The 18,855-nt window shown below is 46.2% G+C and carries 21 protein-coding genes; 14 read left to right on the top strand and 7 right to left on the bottom strand.

The genetic code is table 11. The annotated features are described in order from the left end of the window. Nucleotides 1-20 precede the first annotated feature (20 nt). The 4 genes from cfbD to Q8J68_RS11415 all read left to right on the top strand — a co-directional run bounded on the left by cfbD (nucleotide 21) and on the right by Q8J68_RS11415 (nucleotide 4,220). A complete protein-coding gene (gene cfbD / locus Q8J68_RS11430; RefSeq protein WP_305311643.1) occupies nucleotides 21-1,142 on the top strand; it encodes a Ni-sirohydrochlorin a,c-diamide reductive cyclase catalytic subunit in 1,122 nt (373 codons plus the stop codon). A gap of 43 nt (nucleotides 1,143-1,185) precedes the next feature. Continuing rightward, complete coding sequence (cfbC, locus tag Q8J68_RS11425; protein WP_305311642.1) at nucleotides 1,186-1,980, top strand: Ni-sirohydrochlorin a,c-diamide reductive cyclase ATP-dependent reductase subunit; 795 nt, start codon at nucleotides 1,186-1,188, stop codon at nucleotides 1,978-1,980. A gap of 29 nt (nucleotides 1,981-2,009) precedes the next feature. Continuing rightward, nucleotides 2,010-3,506, top strand: a complete 1,497-nt coding sequence (gene cfbB / locus Q8J68_RS11420; RefSeq protein ID WP_305311641.1) for a Ni-sirohydrochlorin a,c-diamide synthase — start codon at nucleotides 2,010-2,012, stop codon at nucleotides 3,504-3,506. 210 nt (nucleotides 3,507-3,716) lie between these two features. Then, a complete protein-coding gene (locus tag Q8J68_RS11415; protein WP_305311640.1) occupies nucleotides 3,717-4,220 on the top strand; it encodes an Ig-like domain-containing protein in 504 nt (167 codons plus the stop codon). A gap of 24 nt (nucleotides 4,221-4,244) precedes the next feature. Here Q8J68_RS11415 and Q8J68_RS11410 read toward each other — a convergent pair whose 3' ends face one another. Beyond that, nucleotides 4,245-4,469 (bottom strand): DUF5652 family protein, encoded by a 225-nt coding sequence (locus tag Q8J68_RS11410; RefSeq protein ID WP_305311639.1) that lies wholly within the window; start codon nucleotides 4,467-4,469, stop codon nucleotides 4,245-4,247. A 95-nt stretch (nucleotides 4,470-4,564) separates the two neighbouring features. Here Q8J68_RS11410 and Q8J68_RS11405 point away from each other — a divergent pair, with 95 nt between their 5' ends. Further along, nucleotides 4,565-5,050 (top strand): TspO/MBR family protein, encoded by a 486-nt coding sequence (locus tag Q8J68_RS11405; RefSeq protein WP_305311638.1) that lies wholly within the window; start codon nucleotides 4,565-4,567, stop codon nucleotides 5,048-5,050. A gap of 198 nt (nucleotides 5,051-5,248) precedes the next feature. Here the strand turns inward: Q8J68_RS11405 and Q8J68_RS11400 are convergent, their stop codons facing one another. Both Q8J68_RS11400 and Q8J68_RS11395 read right to left on the bottom strand, forming a co-directional pair. After that, a complete protein-coding gene (locus tag Q8J68_RS11400) occupies nucleotides 5,249-5,554 on the bottom strand; it encodes an MscL family protein (RefSeq protein WP_305311637.1) in 306 nt (101 codons plus the stop codon). 151 nt (nucleotides 5,555-5,705) lie between these two features. Next, a complete protein-coding gene (locus tag Q8J68_RS11395; protein WP_305311636.1) occupies nucleotides 5,706-6,002 on the bottom strand; it encodes a carboxymuconolactone decarboxylase family protein in 297 nt (98 codons plus the stop codon). A 186-nt stretch (nucleotides 6,003-6,188) separates the two neighbouring features. On the opposite strand from Q8J68_RS11395, the gene endA reads away from it, so the two are divergent. The 4 genes from endA (at nucleotide 6,189) to Q8J68_RS11375 (ending at nucleotide 9,914) form a co-directional block, all read left to right on the top strand. Continuing rightward, on the top strand, nucleotides 6,189-7,247 hold the full coding sequence (gene endA / locus Q8J68_RS11390) for a tRNA-intron lyase (protein ID WP_305311635.1): 1,059 nt from the start codon (nucleotides 6,189-6,191) through the stop codon (nucleotides 7,245-7,247). Nucleotides 7,248-7,326: 79 nt separating this feature from the next. After that, nucleotides 7,327-7,716, top strand: coding sequence for a DUF2209 domain-containing protein (locus Q8J68_RS11385; protein WP_305311634.1), 390 nt, complete (start codon nucleotides 7,327-7,329; stop codon nucleotides 7,714-7,716). A 34-nt stretch (nucleotides 7,717-7,750) separates the two neighbouring features. Then, entirely contained in the window at nucleotides 7,751-9,010 is a 1,260-nt protein-coding gene (hflX, locus tag Q8J68_RS11380; protein ID WP_305311633.1) for a GTPase HflX, read from the top strand. Between the two features lie 214 nt (nucleotides 9,011-9,224). After that, the gene (locus Q8J68_RS11375) at nucleotides 9,225-9,914 is read left to right on the top strand and encodes a PHP domain-containing protein (RefSeq protein ID WP_305311632.1); all 690 of its coding nucleotides are present in this window, start codon (nucleotides 9,225-9,227) and stop codon (nucleotides 9,912-9,914) included. Nucleotides 9,915-9,935: 21 nt separating this feature from the next. Here Q8J68_RS11375 and Q8J68_RS11370 read toward each other — a convergent pair whose 3' ends face one another. From Q8J68_RS11370 to Q8J68_RS11360, 3 genes are read right to left on the bottom strand one after another with little or no spacing between them, the layout of a single operon-like run. Continuing rightward, nucleotides 9,936-10,526, bottom strand: a complete 591-nt coding sequence (locus Q8J68_RS11370; RefSeq protein ID WP_305311631.1) for a DUF447 domain-containing protein — start codon at nucleotides 10,524-10,526, stop codon at nucleotides 9,936-9,938. Further along, nucleotides 10,526-11,509 carry a triphosphoribosyl-dephospho-CoA synthase gene (locus tag Q8J68_RS11365; RefSeq protein WP_305311630.1) on the bottom strand — a complete coding sequence of 328 codons (984 nt, stop codon included), beginning with the start codon at nucleotides 11,507-11,509 and terminating at the stop codon, nucleotides 10,526-10,528. The genes Q8J68_RS11370 and Q8J68_RS11365 overlap by 1 nt, the downstream gene beginning before the upstream one ends. After that, nucleotides 11,502-12,650, bottom strand: coding sequence for a methanogenesis marker 9 domain-containing protein (locus Q8J68_RS11360; protein ID WP_305311629.1), 1,149 nt, complete (start codon nucleotides 12,648-12,650; stop codon nucleotides 11,502-11,504). Before Q8J68_RS11360 ends, Q8J68_RS11365 begins: the two co-directional genes overlap by 8 nt. A 199-nt stretch (nucleotides 12,651-12,849) precedes the next feature. On the opposite strand from Q8J68_RS11360, the gene Q8J68_RS11355 reads away from it, so the two are divergent. The 3 genes from Q8J68_RS11355 to npdG all read left to right on the top strand — a co-directional run bounded on the left by Q8J68_RS11355 (nucleotide 12,850) and on the right by npdG (nucleotide 15,387). Beyond that, nucleotides 12,850-13,056, top strand: a complete 207-nt coding sequence (locus Q8J68_RS11355) for a hypothetical protein (protein ID WP_305311628.1) — start codon at nucleotides 12,850-12,852, stop codon at nucleotides 13,054-13,056. A 223-nt stretch (nucleotides 13,057-13,279) separates the two neighbouring features. After that, nucleotides 13,280-14,527, top strand: coding sequence for a Glu/Leu/Phe/Val dehydrogenase (locus Q8J68_RS11350; RefSeq protein ID WP_305311627.1), 1,248 nt, complete (start codon nucleotides 13,280-13,282; stop codon nucleotides 14,525-14,527). A 134-nt stretch (nucleotides 14,528-14,661) separates the two neighbouring features. Continuing rightward, entirely contained in the window at nucleotides 14,662-15,387 is a 726-nt protein-coding gene (gene npdG / locus Q8J68_RS11345) for an NADPH-dependent F420 reductase (protein WP_305311626.1), read from the top strand. A 22-nt stretch (nucleotides 15,388-15,409) separates the two neighbouring features. Here npdG and Q8J68_RS11340 read toward each other — a convergent pair whose 3' ends face one another. Next, a complete protein-coding gene (locus tag Q8J68_RS11340) occupies nucleotides 15,410-18,115 on the bottom strand; it encodes a PEP/pyruvate-binding domain-containing protein (RefSeq protein ID WP_305311625.1) in 2,706 nt (901 codons plus the stop codon). A gap of 194 nt (nucleotides 18,116-18,309) precedes the next feature. Here Q8J68_RS11340 and Q8J68_RS11335 point away from each other — a divergent pair, with 194 nt between their 5' ends. Both Q8J68_RS11335 and Q8J68_RS11330 read left to right on the top strand, forming a co-directional pair. Continuing rightward, nucleotides 18,310-18,549, top strand: coding sequence for a TMEM165/GDT1 family protein (locus tag Q8J68_RS11335; protein ID WP_305311624.1), 240 nt, complete (start codon nucleotides 18,310-18,312; stop codon nucleotides 18,547-18,549). A 136-nt stretch (nucleotides 18,550-18,685) separates the two neighbouring features. Further along, on the top strand, nucleotides 18,686-18,855 hold a 170-nt coding region (locus Q8J68_RS11330; RefSeq protein ID WP_305311660.1), incomplete at its 3' end, for a helix-turn-helix domain-containing protein.

Below are 18,855 nucleotides of genomic sequence, written 5' to 3'. Positions count from 1 at the left end.
AGCTGACAAGGTTATTCATTATGATGGGAAAAAATTTATCTATCATGCATCCGCGGCCAAGTTCTATCGTCGCTGCACTATACACATTACGCGATCTGAATGTAGACGTTGCTATACTGCACGGTCCGCCGGGATGTTCTTTCAAGCATGCGAGGCTTCTGGAAGAGGATGGGATCCGTGTTGTGACCACAGCCCTTGACGAGAACGGCTTTGTTTTCGGAGGGCGCCAGGAGCTTTCTTCTTTGCTGGTGAAGGTCAACGAGATGTTCAAACCAAAGCTTATAGGTGTGGTCGGGACATGTGCCAGCATGATCATTGGTGAAGAATTACACGAACCTGTGGAGGATGCCAACCTTGACGTGCCTGTCATCGAAGTGGAAGTGCATGCGGGCTATCCGGATAACACAAAAGGTGTGCTTATCACTCTGGAATCTGCTTTCGAAGTAGGTGTAATCGGTAAGGAAGAGCTTGAGAGGCAGAAAGTGCTTCTCAGGGAGGCCACTTTGGTGGAAAAGCGTCATGGTGCCGCCAGCAAAGAGTATCTTGAGCCATCCAGGGGAGATGTCAAGTACAAGGTCGCAGAAAAGGTTGTCCGGCTCCTGCAGGAAGGCAAGAAAGGCATAACCATCATGAACGCCAAGAAGGAGACCGGCTATATGTTCGCAGACGTCAGCGCAGCTGTGAACGAAGTTGCTCTGGCCCTGGGAAAAGAAGGCAATGTGGTCAATATGGCCAATATCGATGATTCCCTTGGTCTCCCCAGAGTGCGCCACCATGCGAAGTGCATCACGGCTGACCTTCAGGAAAGAGGTATGATTGTTCATGAAATTATTGGCGGAATGGATGAGTATCCAATCACAGGGACGAAGGTGAGTGAGCTCATAAAGCAGAAGTACAGCGACTATGATTTTGCTATCATCACTGGTGTACCTCACGCAATCCCCATGGAAGCTCTTGAAGGTATGGAGATAATCTCCGTAACCAACGGGCCAAGGCAGGTCCTGCCTCTGAAAGAGATGGGCCATCAGCACGTCATCGTGGAAATAGATCTCCACCCAAAAACTCTCGGCGTCAATCACATAGTCGAGTCCGAATTCGGTGCGACCCTGCGTGAAGTTGCAAAGGATATGCTCGGAAGATAATATTAATGCCAAATGATTATCGTCAAGTATCAAGGTGATCGAAATGAAGGACCAGAAAAGGATAGCAATCTACGGCAAAGGCGGTATCGGCAAATCCAGCACAGCTTCAAATGTTGCTGCTGCATGCGCCGATGAAGGCTATAAGGTAATGATAATCGGATGCGACCCTAAAAGCGACTCATCCATCACCCTGCTTGGAGGCAGGAGGATACCGACAATTCTCGATCTTCTGAAGCAGCATCTCGATGTGAACGAAAAGGATATAGTCTTTGAGGGATACGGCGGAGTAAAATGCGTAGAGGTAGGCGGACCTGAGCCGGGTATTGGTTGTGCAGGCAGGGGTATTATTGTCGCCATCCAGAAGCTGCAGAAAGTATGCCCCTCTATGAACGATATGGATCTCATAATCTATGACGTCCCCGGGGATATCGTATGTGGCGGCTTTGTGGCACCCATACGCAAGGGACTGGTCACTGAAGCCTACGTCCTCACATCCGGGGAATATATGCCCCTCTACGCAGCGAATAATATCTGCAAGGGCCTTGCCAAAATAGACACGCCCCTGTCCGGCATAATCTGCAATTCAAGAAGCGTAACCCGTGAGGAAGAAATCGTGCGAAAGTTCTCCGAAGAGATAGGCAGCAGGCTGGTGGCTTTCATACCTAAGGAGCAGATAGTCCAGGACTGTGAGAGGGATGGCTTTTCAGTACTTGAGAAAGCTCCAAAATCAGACATTGCACAGGTGTACAGGAACCTTGCAAAAGATATAATGTTCAACAACCAGTCTATCCTCCCCGGTTCACTGGATGACGAAAGGCTCAGGGAGCTTACAAGATAAAGGTCCGTTTATATCAAAATAGGATAGTCATGCAGCAAACCTCTCCCACAGATAAGAACCCTGAAGCAAGTGAGCTTCCGGCACTGGCATTCAAGGAAATACCCCGGATACTTCTGTCTGCAGGTAGTTCCTCTTCGGGCAAGACTACAATAACTATCGGTCTGCTTGCAGCTCTTACCGAGGCCGGCTACAACGTCCAACCTTTCAAAGTAGGGCTTGATTATATAGATCCCAGCTACTATTCTGAAATAACCGGGCGGAGGGCTCGTAATATGGATGGTTTCCTGATGGAAGAAGAAAGTGTCAGGGATGTATTCATCCATGGATGCGAGGTAGACGGAGAAGCTGACATTGCTGTCATTGAAGGTGTCCGCGGTCTTTTTGAGGGCTTTGACAGTTTCACAGATGTCGGCAGCACGGCACAGATTGCCAAGATACTCAAGTGCTCTGTCATATTGATCATCAATGCAAGGAGCATCACTCGTTCTGCAGCAGCCCTTGTAAACGGTTTTAAGGATTTTGATAAGGATGTGCATATCGCAGGTGTCATCCTTAACAACATCGGCGGTCCGAGACATGCCACAAAAGCTAAAGAAGCTATAGAGTTCTACACCGGCATTCCTGTGATCGGGGTAATCCACCGCAACGGTTCCATGAAGATATCCATGAGGCATCTGGGCCTGGTCCCTGCCATCGAGGAACGGCGCAGGGCTGATAATTTTGATGAGCGCATCACATTCATCAGGGATACGATAAAAGAAGGCGTGGATATTGACCGCCTGCTGGAGATTGCGCACAATGCCCAGCCTCTGGAGAAAACCGCAAATACGGCCTTCCTGGCCAAAGGAACTGGTGGTGAGCGCCCTGTCATCGGTATAGCTCTGGACGAGGCATTCAACTTTTATTACCATGACAATCTGGAGCTGTTACAGCTTGCGGGCGCAGACCTCCGGTATTTCAGCCCCATACACGACAGAAAACTCCCGGATGTTGATGGCCTGTATATCGGCGGCGGCTACCCTGAGCTTTTCGCGGCTGATCTTGAAGATAACGTCTCCATGCGCGAGGACATACTCACCGTTTCCCGCTCTGGCCTACCCATCTATGCAGAATGCGGCGGCCTGATGTACCTCACGGAAAAACTGACCACCGGTGTCAAGGGCAAGGGCACATACCACATGGCCGAAATGCCGGAATCCACCCATGAGATGGTGGGAGCACTCCCCGGCCACACTCTCATGGGCCACAAGCGTGTGGTCAGCTACAATATCGGTTCCCTTGCCATGGACACAGTCATCGGCAAGATGGGTAACTCCTTCCGCGGCCATGAATTCCATCACTCTGAGGTCACCGATATTCCCAAAGATGCGAAGTTCTCCATCAAGCTTTCCCGGGGTACCGGCATCATTGACGGCTGGGACGGGCTGACGGTGAACAATACTTTAGGTTGCTATGCTCATCTGGTGGCGAGCTCGTACAGGGAGTTCGCGGGGAGTTTTGTGGAATTTGTGATGAAGGAACGATGAGTGCATTGTATCCATTCACCAGAAATTGGGTATATTATGTCTGTTTTTATCAGGGGAAAAGAATTTGTCTTGACAAATAGAAAGCTTAATAAATTCATAAAAGAAGATTAATTATCAGTTTAAAAAGAGAACTTAGCTACATTCGCAGGAACTACATCCATGAAGAAAAACACCATCTTTTATCTAATCCTCCTGATTTTTTTATTGTCAATGGTCTCAAGTGGCTGTCTGGAACCAGCTAAAGGGAAACCGATTCATGTTACAGCCATTATTGAAGTGCTTGTGCTTGATGAGAATGGAAAGCCGATAGTTGGTGAAAAGGTGCATTTCATGTCGGTTAAATATATGGGCATATCTCCGTATGGCGACAGCAAGACAGAACTGGATGACTGGACAGACTCAAACGGGAAGGTTGAGTTCACAGTAGGATATGATCTCATCAAGGATGAAAGCCGTGGATATGCGGTGCCTGAAAGTATAGGGACGGTGGCTTCTATTGATGGTGCAACTGATTCTGTGGGCTTTAATTATCAGGAAGCTGAATCACAGGCAGGCGGAACCGGTATGGCAGTGGTATCAAAGAAAATAGTTCTGGTCAAACCGGGTTATAAAATGTCTAATTATAACAACCCAAACTATGACACATCGCCTGAAGCAGAGGCCCACAATACTGATTCCTACTATGCCGATTCCTATTATGTTCTTAATCCGTAACAGGGTCTTGGAGGAATTGGCTGCTCATATTCTCTTCTCCCCTTTCTGGAACACGAATATATACAATATCGGCAGTATCCCTAAGCTGTTGATTATCAGCATTGCAATGAACCAGTATTTCTGCTCGTTCTTCGCAGCCTTCCAGAGGGCAATGCCTTTCCATATAAGTTCCCATAGTGCAAGGATGATTATAAGTGCCAGGAATCCCCCTGACTGGATATCTGCTGCCAGAGTTGATATGTCAGCCATATATCTACCCGGAAGATAATTAGCGCTTATCTGCTAAAACTTTACCGGGAATGATATATAGAAAACGATCAGAATTGTATATGGGAGGATCGCATTTGGGCTTTGGGAATATTGACTGGAGGAAACTGATCGCATCGGTCATCATATGTCAGGTTGCAGGGCTGCTTGGCGCTATATTCACAAGTTCTGCAATCCCCACTTGGTATGCAACTCTAGAAAAGCCTCCCTTTGTGCCTCCGGACTGGACGTTCTCCGTGGTATGGACTTTCCTTTACCTGCTCATGGGTCTGTCTTTATACCTGGTATGGATGAACGGCTGGGAACGGCGCGATGTCCGGCTGGCAATGGGTGTGTTCGGGATTCAGCTGTTCCTGAATTTCCTCTGGTCCGTGCTGTTCTTCGGCCTGCGTTCGCCCCTGCTGGGAATGATCGAGATCGTATTCCTTTGGTTTGCTATCGTAGCAACTATCTGGCTGTTCTACAGGATATCGCGGCTAGCCGGAGCGTTGCTTATGCCCTACCTTGCATGGGTATCTTTTGCAGCCTTGCTGAACTATTATATATGGCTGCTCAATCCGTAAGGAGCGATGCATATACTTTACTACTCTTTATAGTCTTACTTTCTGAGAAGTCATAGTAATGCAGAGAGTTGAAACGCAACAAAACATAAATAAATAGATAAATATATTATTTGGATAAAATAAGTAGTTACTAAAATATAAAATGTCTTGATAAGCTCATCAAGACACTATATTGATCAAAGGCAAAAGCACTTAAGATTATTTTTTGGTTACTTTCTCTTCTTTTAAGACTTTTTTTGCAATGATGAATACCACAAATGCAATTATAATGAAATTGACCAATTCTCCTATAAATGCACCCCAGCTGATCACAATAGGGCCAAGTGCTAAAGTTGCTGTTTTCCATGCGCCGTCAGCTATGAACGGAGTGATGACAGGCATAATTATGTTCTCTGCAAAGGATTTCACAAGAGCAGTCGCCGCAAGACCTATTATAAAAGCAATTGCTAGTGGTATTACCTTATATTCGTACAGAAAATCTCTAAAATCGCCAAAAAGTCCCATTTTTTTTACCTCTTTTTAATACTTTTCTATTACACTATTAAGTATTAACTGTCCGGATATTTAATTATTATGAAGGCCTGAATCTTTAAAGCATTTACAAGTACCAATATCCCCCCTGGTAGAAACCTCCTATATGACATTGATATGTCAGTTACAATATGCCTTTCAGGCCATTTGCAGCGGTGTAGACACTACCCACTCCTGTGATGTACTGGGCTATCCTGACAGCTTCCATTATCTCCTCTTTTGTAGCTCCCTCGCTCATCGCCTGCATGGCAAGCATTCTTACTCCGTCAGCTGCACCCTCAGCAGCATCCAGGGCCATGGCAATTAGAAATTTATACTTGAGGGGGATGGCACCTTGAGAGAGCGCAGTTTCACGTGTCTTTCCAATCAGACCGGCCAGCTCCGGGTCAGTATCTATTATCACTTGAAGTGGGTTTTCCATTCTTTCATCTCCTTCACTTTACGCTAAAGTTTCTATATTTCAGATGCTTTCTGTATGGTTAACTCTTTTGTGCCTCTCTTAACCGGGTGTCATAACAGCGCTCTTGGCGGGGTAGCCCATCACGGTTAAATAGCTTGTCCTATATCTGGACCCTGTAGCTATTTTCTAATTCAGCTGGTGACATTTTTGATAGGGAAACTCGTAAAGGACCGTATCCTTGCAGGCAAGCAGGCAATAAATGAGCTTTATAATACAGGATATTACGGACGTCCCAAAGGTGATAATCTCGAACTGACACTTGTTGAGGCAGCGTATCTCCTTTACAAGAAGAAACTGGATATAGAATCCCAGAGCAGGATCATGGGATTTGAGGAGTTCTTCACTGAAGCATCCAAGATGCAGCAGCAATTTGAATTGAAGTACATTGTTTACAAGGACCTTCGGGAAAGAGGTTTCTATGTCCAGCCAAGCGTTACAGATTTCAGGGTCTACCCAAGAGGCGGGCACCCCGGTAAGACTCCTGCAAAGAGTTTTGTCTATGTAAGGTCAGAGCGCATACCCATGCCGCTTCCTGACCTGTTCACATCCCTCAATGCTGCTGATAATGTTCATAAGCAGATGGTATTGGCAATAGTCGATGAAGAGAGCGACCTTACATATTATGAAGTGCGGAAAGTGAACATAAAGGGCGGGATGGAGGGCATTTCCGTTCCGGAAAATCCAGTCAGGTCTACTCTGCTAGAAGATCGTGTCATTGTATGGGATGCAGCTTCTTCAGAGCATCTGCACCAGGCCGGCTTTTACGGCAAGCCGCTTGATGATGAGCGTCTGCAGTTGTCCCTGGTGGAGTCCGCTTACCTGATGGAGCGCAGCTGCATCAGCATAGGGAGCAGCGAGACTGGGAAGATCCTTGACATCGATGGTTTTTCAGGCGTGGCTTCTTCTATTGAGCCGGATTTCCTGCGCAAGTACAGGGCGTATGCAGATATCAGAGACAGTGGGCTTGTCCCAAAGACCGGATTCAAGTTCGGTACACATTTCAGGGTATATTCGCAGGTCAGCCTCACCGGGAAGATGCCTCACTCCGAATATCTGGTCCATGCCATTCCCTGGGACCATGTGTTCATGCTGCCTGTGATGTCCAGGGCTGTACGGCTTGCAAACAGCGTCAGGAAAAGGATGTTGTATGCAGTCGAAGACAGAGGCACAATTGCCTATGTCGATATCGGCAGGATTAAAATGTGAACATGGGTACAGCATATATTCTGTGTGAAAGTGTGTTTGATGTTATGCTTATATACAATACTTACTCTACCTTCAAAAAATGTTTGACATAATCGCAGTGGATATCTCTGGCCGTCATAAGATCGATGGATACTATTTGATGGTCTGTGCGGCAGTTGCTGCTTCAGTCACTGCCGACCATATAGAAAAAGTCAACCAGGTGAATGTCCGCTCCTTCAGGAGCGAGTCAGCGCCGGATGTACCCTTTGTGGTGCGCATGATAGAAGAGACGGTCTCAGAGATCCGTTTTGGAGGTACAATAGTCACAGAGCCGGGAGACATGTATAATAAACCCCAGTGGCTCATAGACAGTATGTTCTCTGGCAATTTCAAGTACGAAGAATCTCTTAGCGAGAGACTCTGCATGCAACTTGCGCACCACATATCCCTAAGTGCCAGGAAGCTTCTTCTCAGGGAGCTGGACATCTAATCCCTTATATCTTTAATGACAATACTCCATTGTTATGAAACGCGCTATCCTGGTAAAGAGAAATGATCCCCGCAGTGACGAGCACAAGAACGAGCTCCAGATGCTTGAGTTAAAAGAGCTTGCCCACTCGGCGGGTTACACTGTCGTTGCCGAAATGATCCAGACAAGACATCCCGACAGCAGATACCAGGTAGGCAGGGGAAAGGTGGAGGAACTGGCCCAGGCAGTGCAAGGCCTGAACGCGGACAAGATAATTTTCCATAATCCTCTGAGCACGATGCAGATATACAATATCTCTGAGACGTGTCGCCGGGAAGTTATTGATAAGTTCCAGCTCATCCTTGAGATTTTCGCTACCCGTGCTACGACTCCTCGCTCCAAGCTGCAGGTGGAGCTTGCAAGGCTTGAGTACGAGCTTCCAAGGGCAAGGACAATTATCTCTATCCTTAAGAAGGAAGAAAGGCCGGGTTTCATGGGCCTTGGAGGTTATGAGAACTCATATGCCCAGGATGTAAAGAACAGGATCAACCGCATCAAGAATGAACTGGAGAGCATGGAAAGGGACAGGGATTCCCTACGCAGCCTGAGACATTCAAAAGGCTTCTCACTTGTAGCCCTGGCAGGTTATACCAATGCAGGCAAAAGCACGCTTTTCAATTCTCTCGTTAAGGAAGATGTCCAGGTAAAGGATATGATGTTCACCACCCTGGTGCCCACCACAAGGTCCCTTGATGTGGAAGGCAGGAACGTGTTACTGACCGATACTGTGGGTTTCATAGAGGATCTGCCTCACTGGATGGTAGATGCGTTCCGTTCAACGCTGAACGAGATCTTCCTTGCTGACGTAGTCCTGCTGGTGGTGGACTCGAGCGAGCCCGTTGAAACTATCCGCAGGAAACTCCTGGCGTCACATGAAACGATGTGGGAGCAACTACAGGAAGTGGAGATTGTCACAGCTTTCAATAAAGCTGATATGCTTACAAAGGAGGAGTTGAGTGAGCGTATGTTAGCACTTGAGTATCTTACGCCCAATCCGGTGGCTATCTCGGCTAAAAAAGGTTTTTGCCTGGAGATCCTGAAAGCGGAGTTGCGTAATCACCTGCCCAAATGGGAAAGGATACATATCTCGCTCCCGCTATCAGAAGAAGGGATGTCCATGGTTTCCTGGCTATTTCAGGAAGGTGTGGTTCATAATATCTCTTACGGGGATTCGATAGATATCGACCTTGAAGCCCGGGATGCTGTGATAAATAAGGCACGCTCATTTGTAAAAGAACACTCATCGTCTTCATAATTTATGCTATGTTCTATACGCAAGATATATATCCTATAATGTTGTTTGTACCCATGCGAACGGGTAACTTCTCTATGTACCACCAATCCTATCCAACCACCCAACCAACCAAAACTTCTATCTTCCCGTTCGCTTAACCTTTCCGATTGTTTTTGCATAATTGCCTGCCTGCAATATAAGAATCTTTATAAATCCCAGGCTCTTACATGCTATCATGCGATTCGATCTTCATGTACATTCGCTTTTTTCAAAGGACAGCAACTCATGCCTTGATGATATTCTGGAATGTGCCTCCAAGAATGGGCTTGATGGTTTTGCTATCTGTGACCACGATTCCATTGAAGGTGGCATAGCATGTGCTAAAAGGGCGCTTGAGATCGGCTCCGGGCAGATAGTCATTCCAGGGATCGAGGTAAGTTCTTCAAAAGGTCACATACTGGTCCTGGGAATTAAAGAAAAGATCGAACCCGGCTTAAGTCCGGAAGAGACTATTAAAAGAGCACGGGCACAGGGAGCTGTTGTGATCATACCTCATCCATTTAAGATGACATCGCATGGTATAGGTTATGTGGAGGGGCTTGACATCGATGCAGTGGAAGTTCTCAATTCTCGTTGCCTGACAGACGGTCCCAATTATAAAGCCCGGAAAGCTGCAGAACAACTGAATATTCCACAGGTAGGTGGCAGTGATGCACATGAGGCATTGATGGTAGGCAGGTCCTATACTGAGATAGATGTTTCCCAAAGAAGCGTGGAAGCTGTCCTGGACGCCATACGGCAGGGAAAAACATGCCCTGGAGGTTGTAAAACTCCTCCATCATTCGTTGTTAAGCAGATGTTTGCAGGTCACATGAAGAAGGCGAAAAAGCATTTTGTGAAACTTTTGAAACAGGAAACCGTTTAAGCAAAAAACTAATAAGCCTTCTCACAGGAACTCATAGACTTTCTTCAAAGCATTTTTTTCAACCTCTCCTCCGCATTTTTCCACGATCTCTCCGTATGCTTTGATAAGCTTGAGATATTTTTCATCACCTGTAAGCTGGTATCTGGTTGCATGTATGCAGGCTTCTATAACTCCGTAGAAACCCCTGTTAGGCGCTTTTATTCTGCATTTGTTCAGACGGGCATGGATTGGCACAAGCTCAGCTACCATGGCTTCAGATGTTATTTTTGCGTTAATGCACTCAAAGGCAACCCAGCTCTGCGCATCCCTTAAAGGATACATTGTATGGTTTTCATGTGCTGTCTGTTCAAAAACAGAATCATCCAGGTTAGTGAATGTGGAAAGTGCAAAAATCATCGGATCATGGGTGATGTTTGCGACAAGGAACTTTTCAGCCAGCACATTCTCATACGTCTTGGAGCCTTTGAAAAGTCGCACATAGAGTTTATCATTCCTGCGAATGATTCCCATGGGCGCTGCGTTTGGTGTCCATCCCTTGCATGTTGTGACTATGGTCTCACATATCCCGTCATATATGCCAAAATCGTCCAGATTGATATTTTTTCCCAGCATTAGTACCTAACTCCTCCAAGCAACGCGATGAATAAGCCTGCTATGATTATATCAGCAGTAGATCCCGGATTGATCTTCCTTTGCAGGAGTTCCCTGTCCATTTCTATTATAAGTGGCTTTATAATATCAAATTCATGTTCACTATTATATATCTTATGTACTTCATGCAAATTTTCGATTTTTTCAATTATCGTTCTGGCAAGGCCTGATACGTAAAGTGCGGTTTCAGCGCCGGATTTAGTGGTAATGAATGTATCCTCGTTCCGGGACAGGATGCTCAGGAATGTGTATACAATGATATCATTAATATCAGCAGCAAGCCCTGGAAGTTTGCCTTTCATTCCATTTGTGATCATCTCTGCACACTCTGTACATCTGATAAACCCTGAAGTCCATTCGCTTGCTATCATATCATAGCCTTGTGCAATCACCATCAGATCATACAGGCTGACATGCTTTTCTTTGAGATCTGCTACAGCACTGTCTTTCTGAAGGTCGAACTCTTCCACCGGATTGACACGCACTCCTGAAATCCCGAAACAGCTGTACAAATCAACAGCATCTTCCGTGCTTGTCTCCTTCACTATGCTGTGTGCACATGCGGTCAGTTCTGGGATAGTGAAAGTTTCCTTTTCCGAAAGTATCTTTCCGGCGGCCATGGCAAGCGGTACTAGAAGGATGATGGCGCCAAAGTGGGTATTTCCTCCTTTGTGCCAGTTTACGCTCTCTGAGACGGCAGCTTTTATATATTTGCCAGTACCCTGTATATTTTTTGACGCTTCCTCTATAACGGGATATATGCTTACTGCAGAGGCAAGGAAGTGCTCATAGCGCGTATCAGCATAATCGTCATGTCTGTCGATATTTCCAGGCTTTGGGGATGCTGAGACTTCCAGACACATTGCAAGCTGGGCACAGCGCGCAACATATGATGAAGGGCCATAGTCTCCCTTCTTGATAGTGAAGGCTGGGATCTCATCCATTTTTAGGACCATGTGAGGACTTGTTAGCCTGTCCAATGATATAATCCCCAAGTTCTCTTTTAAGGCGCATGTATTCTGTATCTGAGAGACCCAGGGTTTCAAGCACGCCATCCCTGAGGAAGCATGGTTTGGATATCTTGCAGCACCATACAAGGCTCCCAAAACATGTGCTATCGCCATATTCAAGCATAGTGCCCTTTGCGAAGTCAATTTTCATATCGGCAAATTGCTGCGCGGTAAGCCCAAGTTTCTTTATGTTGCTGTGTACCGGACATGATTTGACCGGCAGGCAGCAGAATGCAAGTCCGCGCAGGTCGCCCTCTCCTCTGCACACATGCTTGGGTGCATTATACCATCCCGCCTCTTTCTGGGTGGCTGAGATATCCGCAACAAGTCTGCTGATGAGACCGGAATCACCCAGGACTCCGCGTGCTACCGAAACCATGTCTGCTCCCCTGGCAAACATCTCTTTTGCGCTATCGGTACTGGTAACAGAGTTGTTACAAATAAGGAACATGCGTGTGGAGTCACGTATCTCCTTTATGAGCTTAAGGTCCGCTCCTGCGCCTTCTTTCATTGCATCGAGGTGCAGTATGTCCGCTCCTGCATTCTCAATGGCTTTTACAAGTGCTGCATCATCAATCACATTTCCTCTAATTTTTACTGAGAGCACAACACCCGTTTCTTTGATCTTCCTGATCCATTCAGTGAGTCTTGGAATTTCGTGGATCAGTGCCTGCCCTGCACCGATATCGGTCATTTCCTTCTGCCTGCAATGTGCATCCAGTTCAATAATGGCACCGTTATCTCTGATAATGGCTGCAGCTTCCACCAGAGGTTCGATTGTGGTGCTCCTTACATTGACTGCAACCGTACTGCCATTTATGATCGATCTTATCTCTTTTTCAATGAGCTTCATCGGATTCTCTGAAATGAACTCTTCTCTTCCTCTTGCCACCATTTGTGAAGCTGCTGCTTGTGTCATGGCATCAAGGTTGTAACCTCCGAGCACTACAAGCCCTGCATCTGCAGCGTATTGGTTTGTGAATTTGCTGTCAGTCATGCCGCCCATTGGGGCAAGAGCAATAGGATTCCTAAAAGATGTGTATCCCACTTTCAGATCGAATAGTTCATCAGGCACGCTTTACCTCGTTAATGTAATTTGGTTATGTTGCTCAATAATGATTATTTTAATATTAATGTGACGCTGCAGTGTTTAAATGTGTACGATAAAACCACTTCAGGAATCATTTGTGGGCTTGCTACTATAAGCCGGTCATTATTATATAGTATCATCACACAGTTTTAAAATGGTATTTTATGCAGAAAGAGGTTTTTCTATGAAATGTGTTGTGTGCGGAGTAGAAAGTGAGAACAGGTATTGTGCAAGGTGCGGAAGGGTCATGGCTGATATAGTGAATACTGTGGGCGAAGAACGGTGGAACAAGATCGATGACTGTGCCTATATATATCCGTCAGTGCTGCGTGTTGCAAGGGGGGAGCTTACTGTGACTGATATTGTTCAGTTTCTTGAAGAAGAGGACTGATGTCCTATATTGTCCTTTTTTTCTGCAACCGTCTGAAGAAATATATTTGTTTGGTCTGCTATTTATATGGTCCTTAATTCATAATGGCAATTAAAAACGTTATCATACTGCTGTTTTTTTGTTATCTTTTTTGGCGGAGGTTGGTAGAAAGCATCTTATACTTAGAAGTAGGTTACTATCCACCTTATTTCAACATATATATCGCACGTAAAGAGGTAGACCAATGTCCACAGAAAACCCATTTGAAAATTCAAGAAAACAGTTAGCAAAATGTGCTACTATTCTTGGGCTGGATGAAAGCGTACATGAAATGCTCAGGCACCCGATGCGCGAACTGCGTGTCACTCTTCCCGTTCGCATGGATGACGGCACAATCAAAGTGTTTGAAGGTTTCAGGATACAGTATAACGATGCCAGAGGTCCCACAAAGGGTGGTATCAGATTCCATCCAGAAGAGAACATCGACACAGTAAGGGCACTTGCTGCATGGATGACCTGGAAATGCGCAGTAGTAGACATTCCACTGGGTGGCGGTAAAGGAGGAGTTATCTGTAACCCCAAGGAAATGTCCGATGGCGAACTTGAGCGCCTCAGCCGCAAGTATATAGCCAGCATTGCCCAGATAATTGGTCCGAGAAAAGACGTCCCTGCACCTGATGTGTATACCAACCCGAAGATCATGGCATGGATGGTTGATGAATTCTCAAAGATTTCCTCATTCAACCAGCCCGGGGTTGTCACAGGTAAGCCATTGACAATGGGCGGTTCACTTGGAAGGGGAGACGCAACTGCAAGAGGAGGTCTCTACACAATCCGTGAGGCGGCCAAAGTGCTCGGTATCGAGCTTAAGGATGCCAGGATAGCTGTTCAGGGATACGGTAATGCCGGGTACTTCGCAGCAAAACTCGCAAAGGAACTGTTCGGCTGCAAGATCATAGCTGTAAGCGACAGCAGAGGCGGTGTCATGAACATGGACGGTATTGACCCTGAGGCTGCAAATCAGCACAAGGTAAAGACCGGGTCAGTTGCAGGACTGCCAAACACAACACCTGTCAGCAATGAAGCTATCCTTGAGCTTGCTGTGGACATACTTATACCTGCAGCTCTTGAGAACGTGATAACAGAGAAGAATGCTCACAAGGTCAATGCCAAGATCGTTGCAGAACTTGCAAACGGCCCGACAACACCCGCAGCAGATGAGATACTCTTCCAGAGGGGTATTCATGTTATTCCTGACTTCCTCTGTAATGCAGGTGGGGTAACCGTATCATACTTCGAGATGGTCCAGAACTTCTACATGTACTACTGGAGTGAGATCAGGGTCCACACCCGTCTGGACAGGAAGATGACCGAGGCATACAAGGCAGTCTATGCGGCATCACAGAAATTCAACATCGATATGAGGACAGCTGCTTATGTAGTTGCCATTGAGCGTGTTGTAGTTGCAATGAAAGACCGTGGATGGATCTGATCCTTCCTGGATCCAACCCTGCAATATAATTTAATTAAGCAACATTTATATGGCCTGAAGTCACAGGCCATATATCTCCTTCCATTCTAGGTCGGGTAGTTTATATTGTTTATATTGCTGTAGATGGGATTATCATGAAGATTGCAATAATAGGCGGCACAGGCAGCATTGGTAAAGGTTTTGCCCTTCGGTGGGGGCAGGAACATCAGGTCATAGTCGGTTCAAGAGAACAGGAAAAGGCCCGGACCAAAGCTGCCGAATATAATGCTATACTGAAAGAATATGGCTATAAGGCAGACATAACAGGTGATGTAAATGCAAAGGCAGCCTCAGAAGCCGATGTAGTGCTCCTTGCTATAAGATATGGTCAGATAGCTTCTACAATCGAGCAGATAAAACCCGGACTTGCCGGTAAGATTGTCATATCCGTGGTAGTGCCAATGGAAAAAGATCGCTGTATCATTGTTCCGGATGGAGTTCCCTTAGAGATATCGACAAATTCCCGGGAAGACTACAAAGCAGACTATTTCTGTTATGTCACTCCTCCTGCAGGAAGCGCTGCACAGGAAATAGCTCCTCTGCTTCCGGAAGGAACTGAGCTGGTCTCTGCATTCCATAATGTTCCTGCGGCCAAGCTTGCCAACCTTGACATCGAACTAAATTACGATGTCGGCGTGTGCGGGAATAGCATGCATTCGAAGAACATCGTCTTTGGTCTTGTCAAAGCCATTCCCGGAATGCGGCCTCTGGATATTGGCCCCATAGAAACCTCTTCCATGGTGGAATCAATCACACCGCTGCTTGTCAATGTGGCTATACGCAACCACATGAAAGATGTTGGTATCAAATTCGTAGATTAATATCCCTTGTGGATTTCTTTTTTTAGTGCCACTGGCCTTTTAGCTTGTCAAGTTTCCATGTCCTGGTGCCTGCCTGTTTCTCAAGGTAACAGATAGCATCCTGTTCACAGAGATTTGCTATCACTACCGCATGAGCTCCGCTTGATGCTTCATGGACATTGATCACTTTGACCACTTCCTTGAATCGCTCCTGGTCCGGCAGCATGTCTGTAAGCATGTTTTCTGAATTTTTGAAGAAAGCTTCGTTAAAGCCTGATTTTTTCGTGTCGGGATATACAGGCATATAGATGATCTCTTCCTCCACGATATCCTGGAAGAAATGAGTCCCATAGGAAACCTCCGGGGTGTGGCCTGCTTTCTCACGCGCGATTTCCACGAGCAGGGAAGTACGGTCTATTTCACTATACGTCGCATTGACGCCCAGTTCGATATTGCTGCTCCCCCATCTGCCAGGTCCCATAAGTATGAATGAAGCTCCCATACCACCTATCTTTTCATTGATGCGGCCGACAACTCTCCCTATCGATCTTTTAGTATCCATGTCTGCCACTTCATATGCCTGTGGATCTATGTACACAATGTACTCTATATTTTCCACTTTTCCTTCGTTTATGAGCATGTTGGACCTGAACAGTACATTATCTTCCTTTATATTGTCTGGCACAGTGATCTGCTCACTGCCCCCGGGTGTTGTCATGGGCCTGCACTGGACTATATTGATCCTCACATTTCCCTTTTGGTCGGCGGATGCTGTGAATTCTATGTCAACCGGCTGTTCGTAGACTTCTTCCACTGTTCTGAGTACCTGCCCCATGATATCAACGAATTTGGTGTTCTTTATCAGGTTGTTGAATGTGAGCACCATTTCCTGTGAGCAGTCTATTGCGTTGGTGTAAGGATCTGTAAGATATCCGTCATTCATGACTGAAACAAACATTCTGAGAGCCGGATAATTGCAATCTTTTGCAAGGTCGCTGAAAGGTATGGTTATGAGCTTTCTCTCTTCCAGGTCCAGGACATCCACATCCCATTGAGAGTATTTGATCACCTTTGTGCCAGCTTCCGGGCGGAGCGCCGGGTGGCTGACAGCGATCATCCGGGGATAGTCCCGTCCGACACGGTCAACAGCTCTTGTTCCCAGTCCGAAGACAAGCCTTATCAATCCTTTTCCGGGGTCTATGCGCTTTGTCCACCGGAAGAGATTCCTTGAGAATGCAACACCTGCAAGTGCAGGGAAGAAGTACTGTTTGTAAGGCACACCGGACACACGCTGCACCAGTATTGCCATCTGCTCGTCTTGGTAGTGAAGTCCCCTGGTCCTTCTGTAAGCAAGAGCATCCGGGTTAAGGGCGCTGGCATAAACAAGCTTGACAGCATGCATGAACGCTTCAAGACGCTCTTCCGGCCCTCCCTGGTTGGCACAGAACTCGCTTTTATATTTGCCCGCGAAAGCATTCCCATAACTGTCTTCCTGCAGACTGCTTGATCTGACAATGATGGGTGCCTGTCCGAAATAATCCATCAGGTCCCTGAACTGTTCCGTTATATCTTCCGGGAATTTGCCATCAAGGAATCTTTTCTCGACCCCCTCGAATTCTTCCTTTGTCATGCTGGAGCTGTCAGATAGCCTGACCTTGAGGCGGAACAGGTCGTTGTTGATCATGAAAGTGAAAAAGACGTCCGAACCAATGTAAAATGAATCATGCGGTTCAATTACCTCTGAGAATGCGTCTTTATTATCGCTGCTCAGGACTATGCTGCGTGAGAGCAGCATTCCAACAGCTTTCCCTCCGATGCGTCCGGAACCTATCATCCTGTCCCTTATACTGAGCAGGTCCTCTAATGTCAGGTAGGTGTCTGCAAGATGGCTGAAGCGGGGGTGTTCACCGATGAGCATCCTCGAAAGCTCCTGCTTGAGCGCGGTTATCTCTGGTCCCGGGATGGCATCCAGCATTCCCATCTCATAATGGAGCCTTAGTTTTGTGTACACTGTATCCCAGGGAGCTGTGCCGCGGCTGCCTGCACGGAGCACTTTCCTGCGGTCTCCTGAGGATATGATAGCAGCCTTTCCACTATCGAATATAGGTTCCCATCCCTCATCTGTTATCAGGTGAGGCAGGAACATGCTGTGTGAATAACGGTCGTAGACCTTCAGGGGATGTATATATGCCCTGTCATTGATATGGTAATAGTCAATAAGCACCTGCGTGGTTTCCCTGATGCCGGCTACTGTCGAATGGCTATGTTTTCCCCTGGTGAGGCAGAAATATCCTATTGTTTCAAGTTCAAACAGGTAGGGACATGTAGCCTTAAAGAAATTAGCTACCAGTTCATCAGTGGCCCATTCAACCATAAGCGAGGAAAGATTATCGAATACGTAGTATGCCTTCTCGCCGTAGTATTCTATCATCCTGTGGACCTGGCTGCTGAAATAGTCAAAGCCGTTACCAGGGTCTATTTTTACTACCTCAAGTCCTTCCATTGCCTCAAGGATGGGATCATGAGGTGCGAATCGTACGTAAACACACTTATAACCGGACCTGATAGCCTGACAAATGAGCCTGCCGGCAAAATATCTGTAGTCTTCAAGCTCCTCTACTTCCCATACCACATTATCTCCCAGGCGGAAGGAATGGAGTATCTCGTCTAACTGGGGAACTCCGCTGGTGATCTTCTCCTTGTCTGCATACTTGAAGACCTTAGTTTCTGCTATGCCTTTTTCATTCACACTTTTACTTCCTTCTTTCCTGAGAGTAGTAGGATATCGGTTAGTTAGTATCTATATATAGCCTTTTTGTCTTTCACCACAACCCTTTTTTATATTTATAAGGAATCAGGTTTCCTTACTACTTGTGAATACTCAATCATTCATTGGATAGTCCTGGCAATTTATATATCCGAATACCGGTATCTCTGCATAGAATGATCCAGGACATACTGCTTCCTTTTCTGCTGATAGGGCTTGCGGAGCTCGGAGATAAGACACAGCTTGCAGTGCTGGTCCTTTCCATGAAAACGCACAGATATACATCACTGCTTGCTGGAGTGATGCTGGCGTTTGCTTTGACGGAGGGCATAGCCATACTTTTCGGGAATTACATTGCTCAGAGAGTCCCGATGGATTATGTGCGCATAGGCGCAGGCTCAATGTTTATTTTATAATAATGGAGTAAGAAGACCACCTGTTTCATTTCTTTGAAATGAAACAGGTGGATGAATTACGTCTATTCTCCAAAACGAAGTTCCTTTGTAACTTAACACAAAATATATATGCGTTAAATTCATATATAGGTATTGTATGTTAAAAGCCTGCAAGTATAGAATGTACCCTACAAAAGAACAGGAAGAATCGTTCTTCCAGCATTTCGGCGCATGCAGGTTCGTCTATAATTGGGCTTTAGAAAACAAAATCAGGTCATACGAACAGGGCGGAAAAGCAATATCAAGATTCTCTCTTAATAAAATGTT

The sequence above is a fragment of the Methanolobus sp. genome (assembly GCF_030682845.1).
In the GTDB taxonomy this organism is placed as follows: domain Archaea; phylum Halobacteriota; class Methanosarcinia; order Methanosarcinales; family Methanosarcinaceae; genus Methanolobus.
The sequence above is the reverse complement of the archived record's forward strand: the minus strand, read 5'-3'. Positions and strand labels throughout refer to the sequence as shown.

Bases quoted from the DNA above. Each gene is read 5' to 3' on its own strand.
- cfbD (WP_305311643.1), top strand. From the start codon at position 21: ATGATGGGAAAAAATTTATCTATCATGCATCCGCGGCCAAGTTCTATC.
- cfbC (WP_305311642.1), top strand. From the start codon at position 1,186: ATGAAGGACCAGAAAAGGATAGCAATCTACGGCAAAGGCGGTATCGGC.
- cfbB (WP_305311641.1), top strand. From the start codon at position 2,010: ATGCAGCAAACCTCTCCCACAGATAAGAACCCTGAAGCAAGTGAGCTT.
- Q8J68_RS11415 (WP_305311640.1), top strand. From the start codon at position 3,717: ATGGTCTCAAGTGGCTGTCTGGAACCAGCTAAAGGGAAACCGATTCAT.
- Q8J68_RS11410 (WP_305311639.1), bottom strand. From the start codon at position 4,469: ATGGCTGACATATCAACTCTGGCAGCAGATATCCAGTCAGGGGGATTC.
- Q8J68_RS11400 (WP_305311637.1), bottom strand. From the start codon at position 5,554: ATGGGACTTTTTGGCGATTTTAGAGATTTTCTGTACGAATATAAGGTA.
- Q8J68_RS11395 (WP_305311636.1), bottom strand. From the start codon at position 6,002: ATGGAAAACCCACTTCAAGTGATAATAGATACTGACCCGGAGCTGGCC.
- Q8J68_RS11385 (WP_305311634.1), top strand. From the start codon at position 7,327: ATGTTTGACATAATCGCAGTGGATATCTCTGGCCGTCATAAGATCGAT.
- hflX (WP_305311633.1), top strand. From the start codon at position 7,751: ATGAAACGCGCTATCCTGGTAAAGAGAAATGATCCCCGCAGTGACGAG.
- Q8J68_RS11375 (WP_305311632.1), top strand. From the start codon at position 9,225: ATGCGATTCGATCTTCATGTACATTCGCTTTTTTCAAAGGACAGCAAC.
- Q8J68_RS11370 (WP_305311631.1), bottom strand. From the start codon at position 10,526: ATGCTGGGAAAAAATATCAATCTGGACGATTTTGGCATATATGACGGG.
- Q8J68_RS11365 (WP_305311630.1), bottom strand. From the start codon at position 11,509: ATGGATGAGATCCCAGCCTTCACTATCAAGAAGGGAGACTATGGCCCT.
- Q8J68_RS11355 (WP_305311628.1), top strand. From the start codon at position 12,850: ATGAAATGTGTTGTGTGCGGAGTAGAAAGTGAGAACAGGTATTGTGCA.
- Q8J68_RS11350 (WP_305311627.1), top strand. From the start codon at position 13,280: ATGTCCACAGAAAACCCATTTGAAAATTCAAGAAAACAGTTAGCAAAA.
- npdG (WP_305311626.1), top strand. From the start codon at position 14,662: ATGAAGATTGCAATAATAGGCGGCACAGGCAGCATTGGTAAAGGTTTT.
- Q8J68_RS11335 (WP_305311624.1), top strand. From the start codon at position 18,310: ATGATCCAGGACATACTGCTTCCTTTTCTGCTGATAGGGCTTGCGGAG.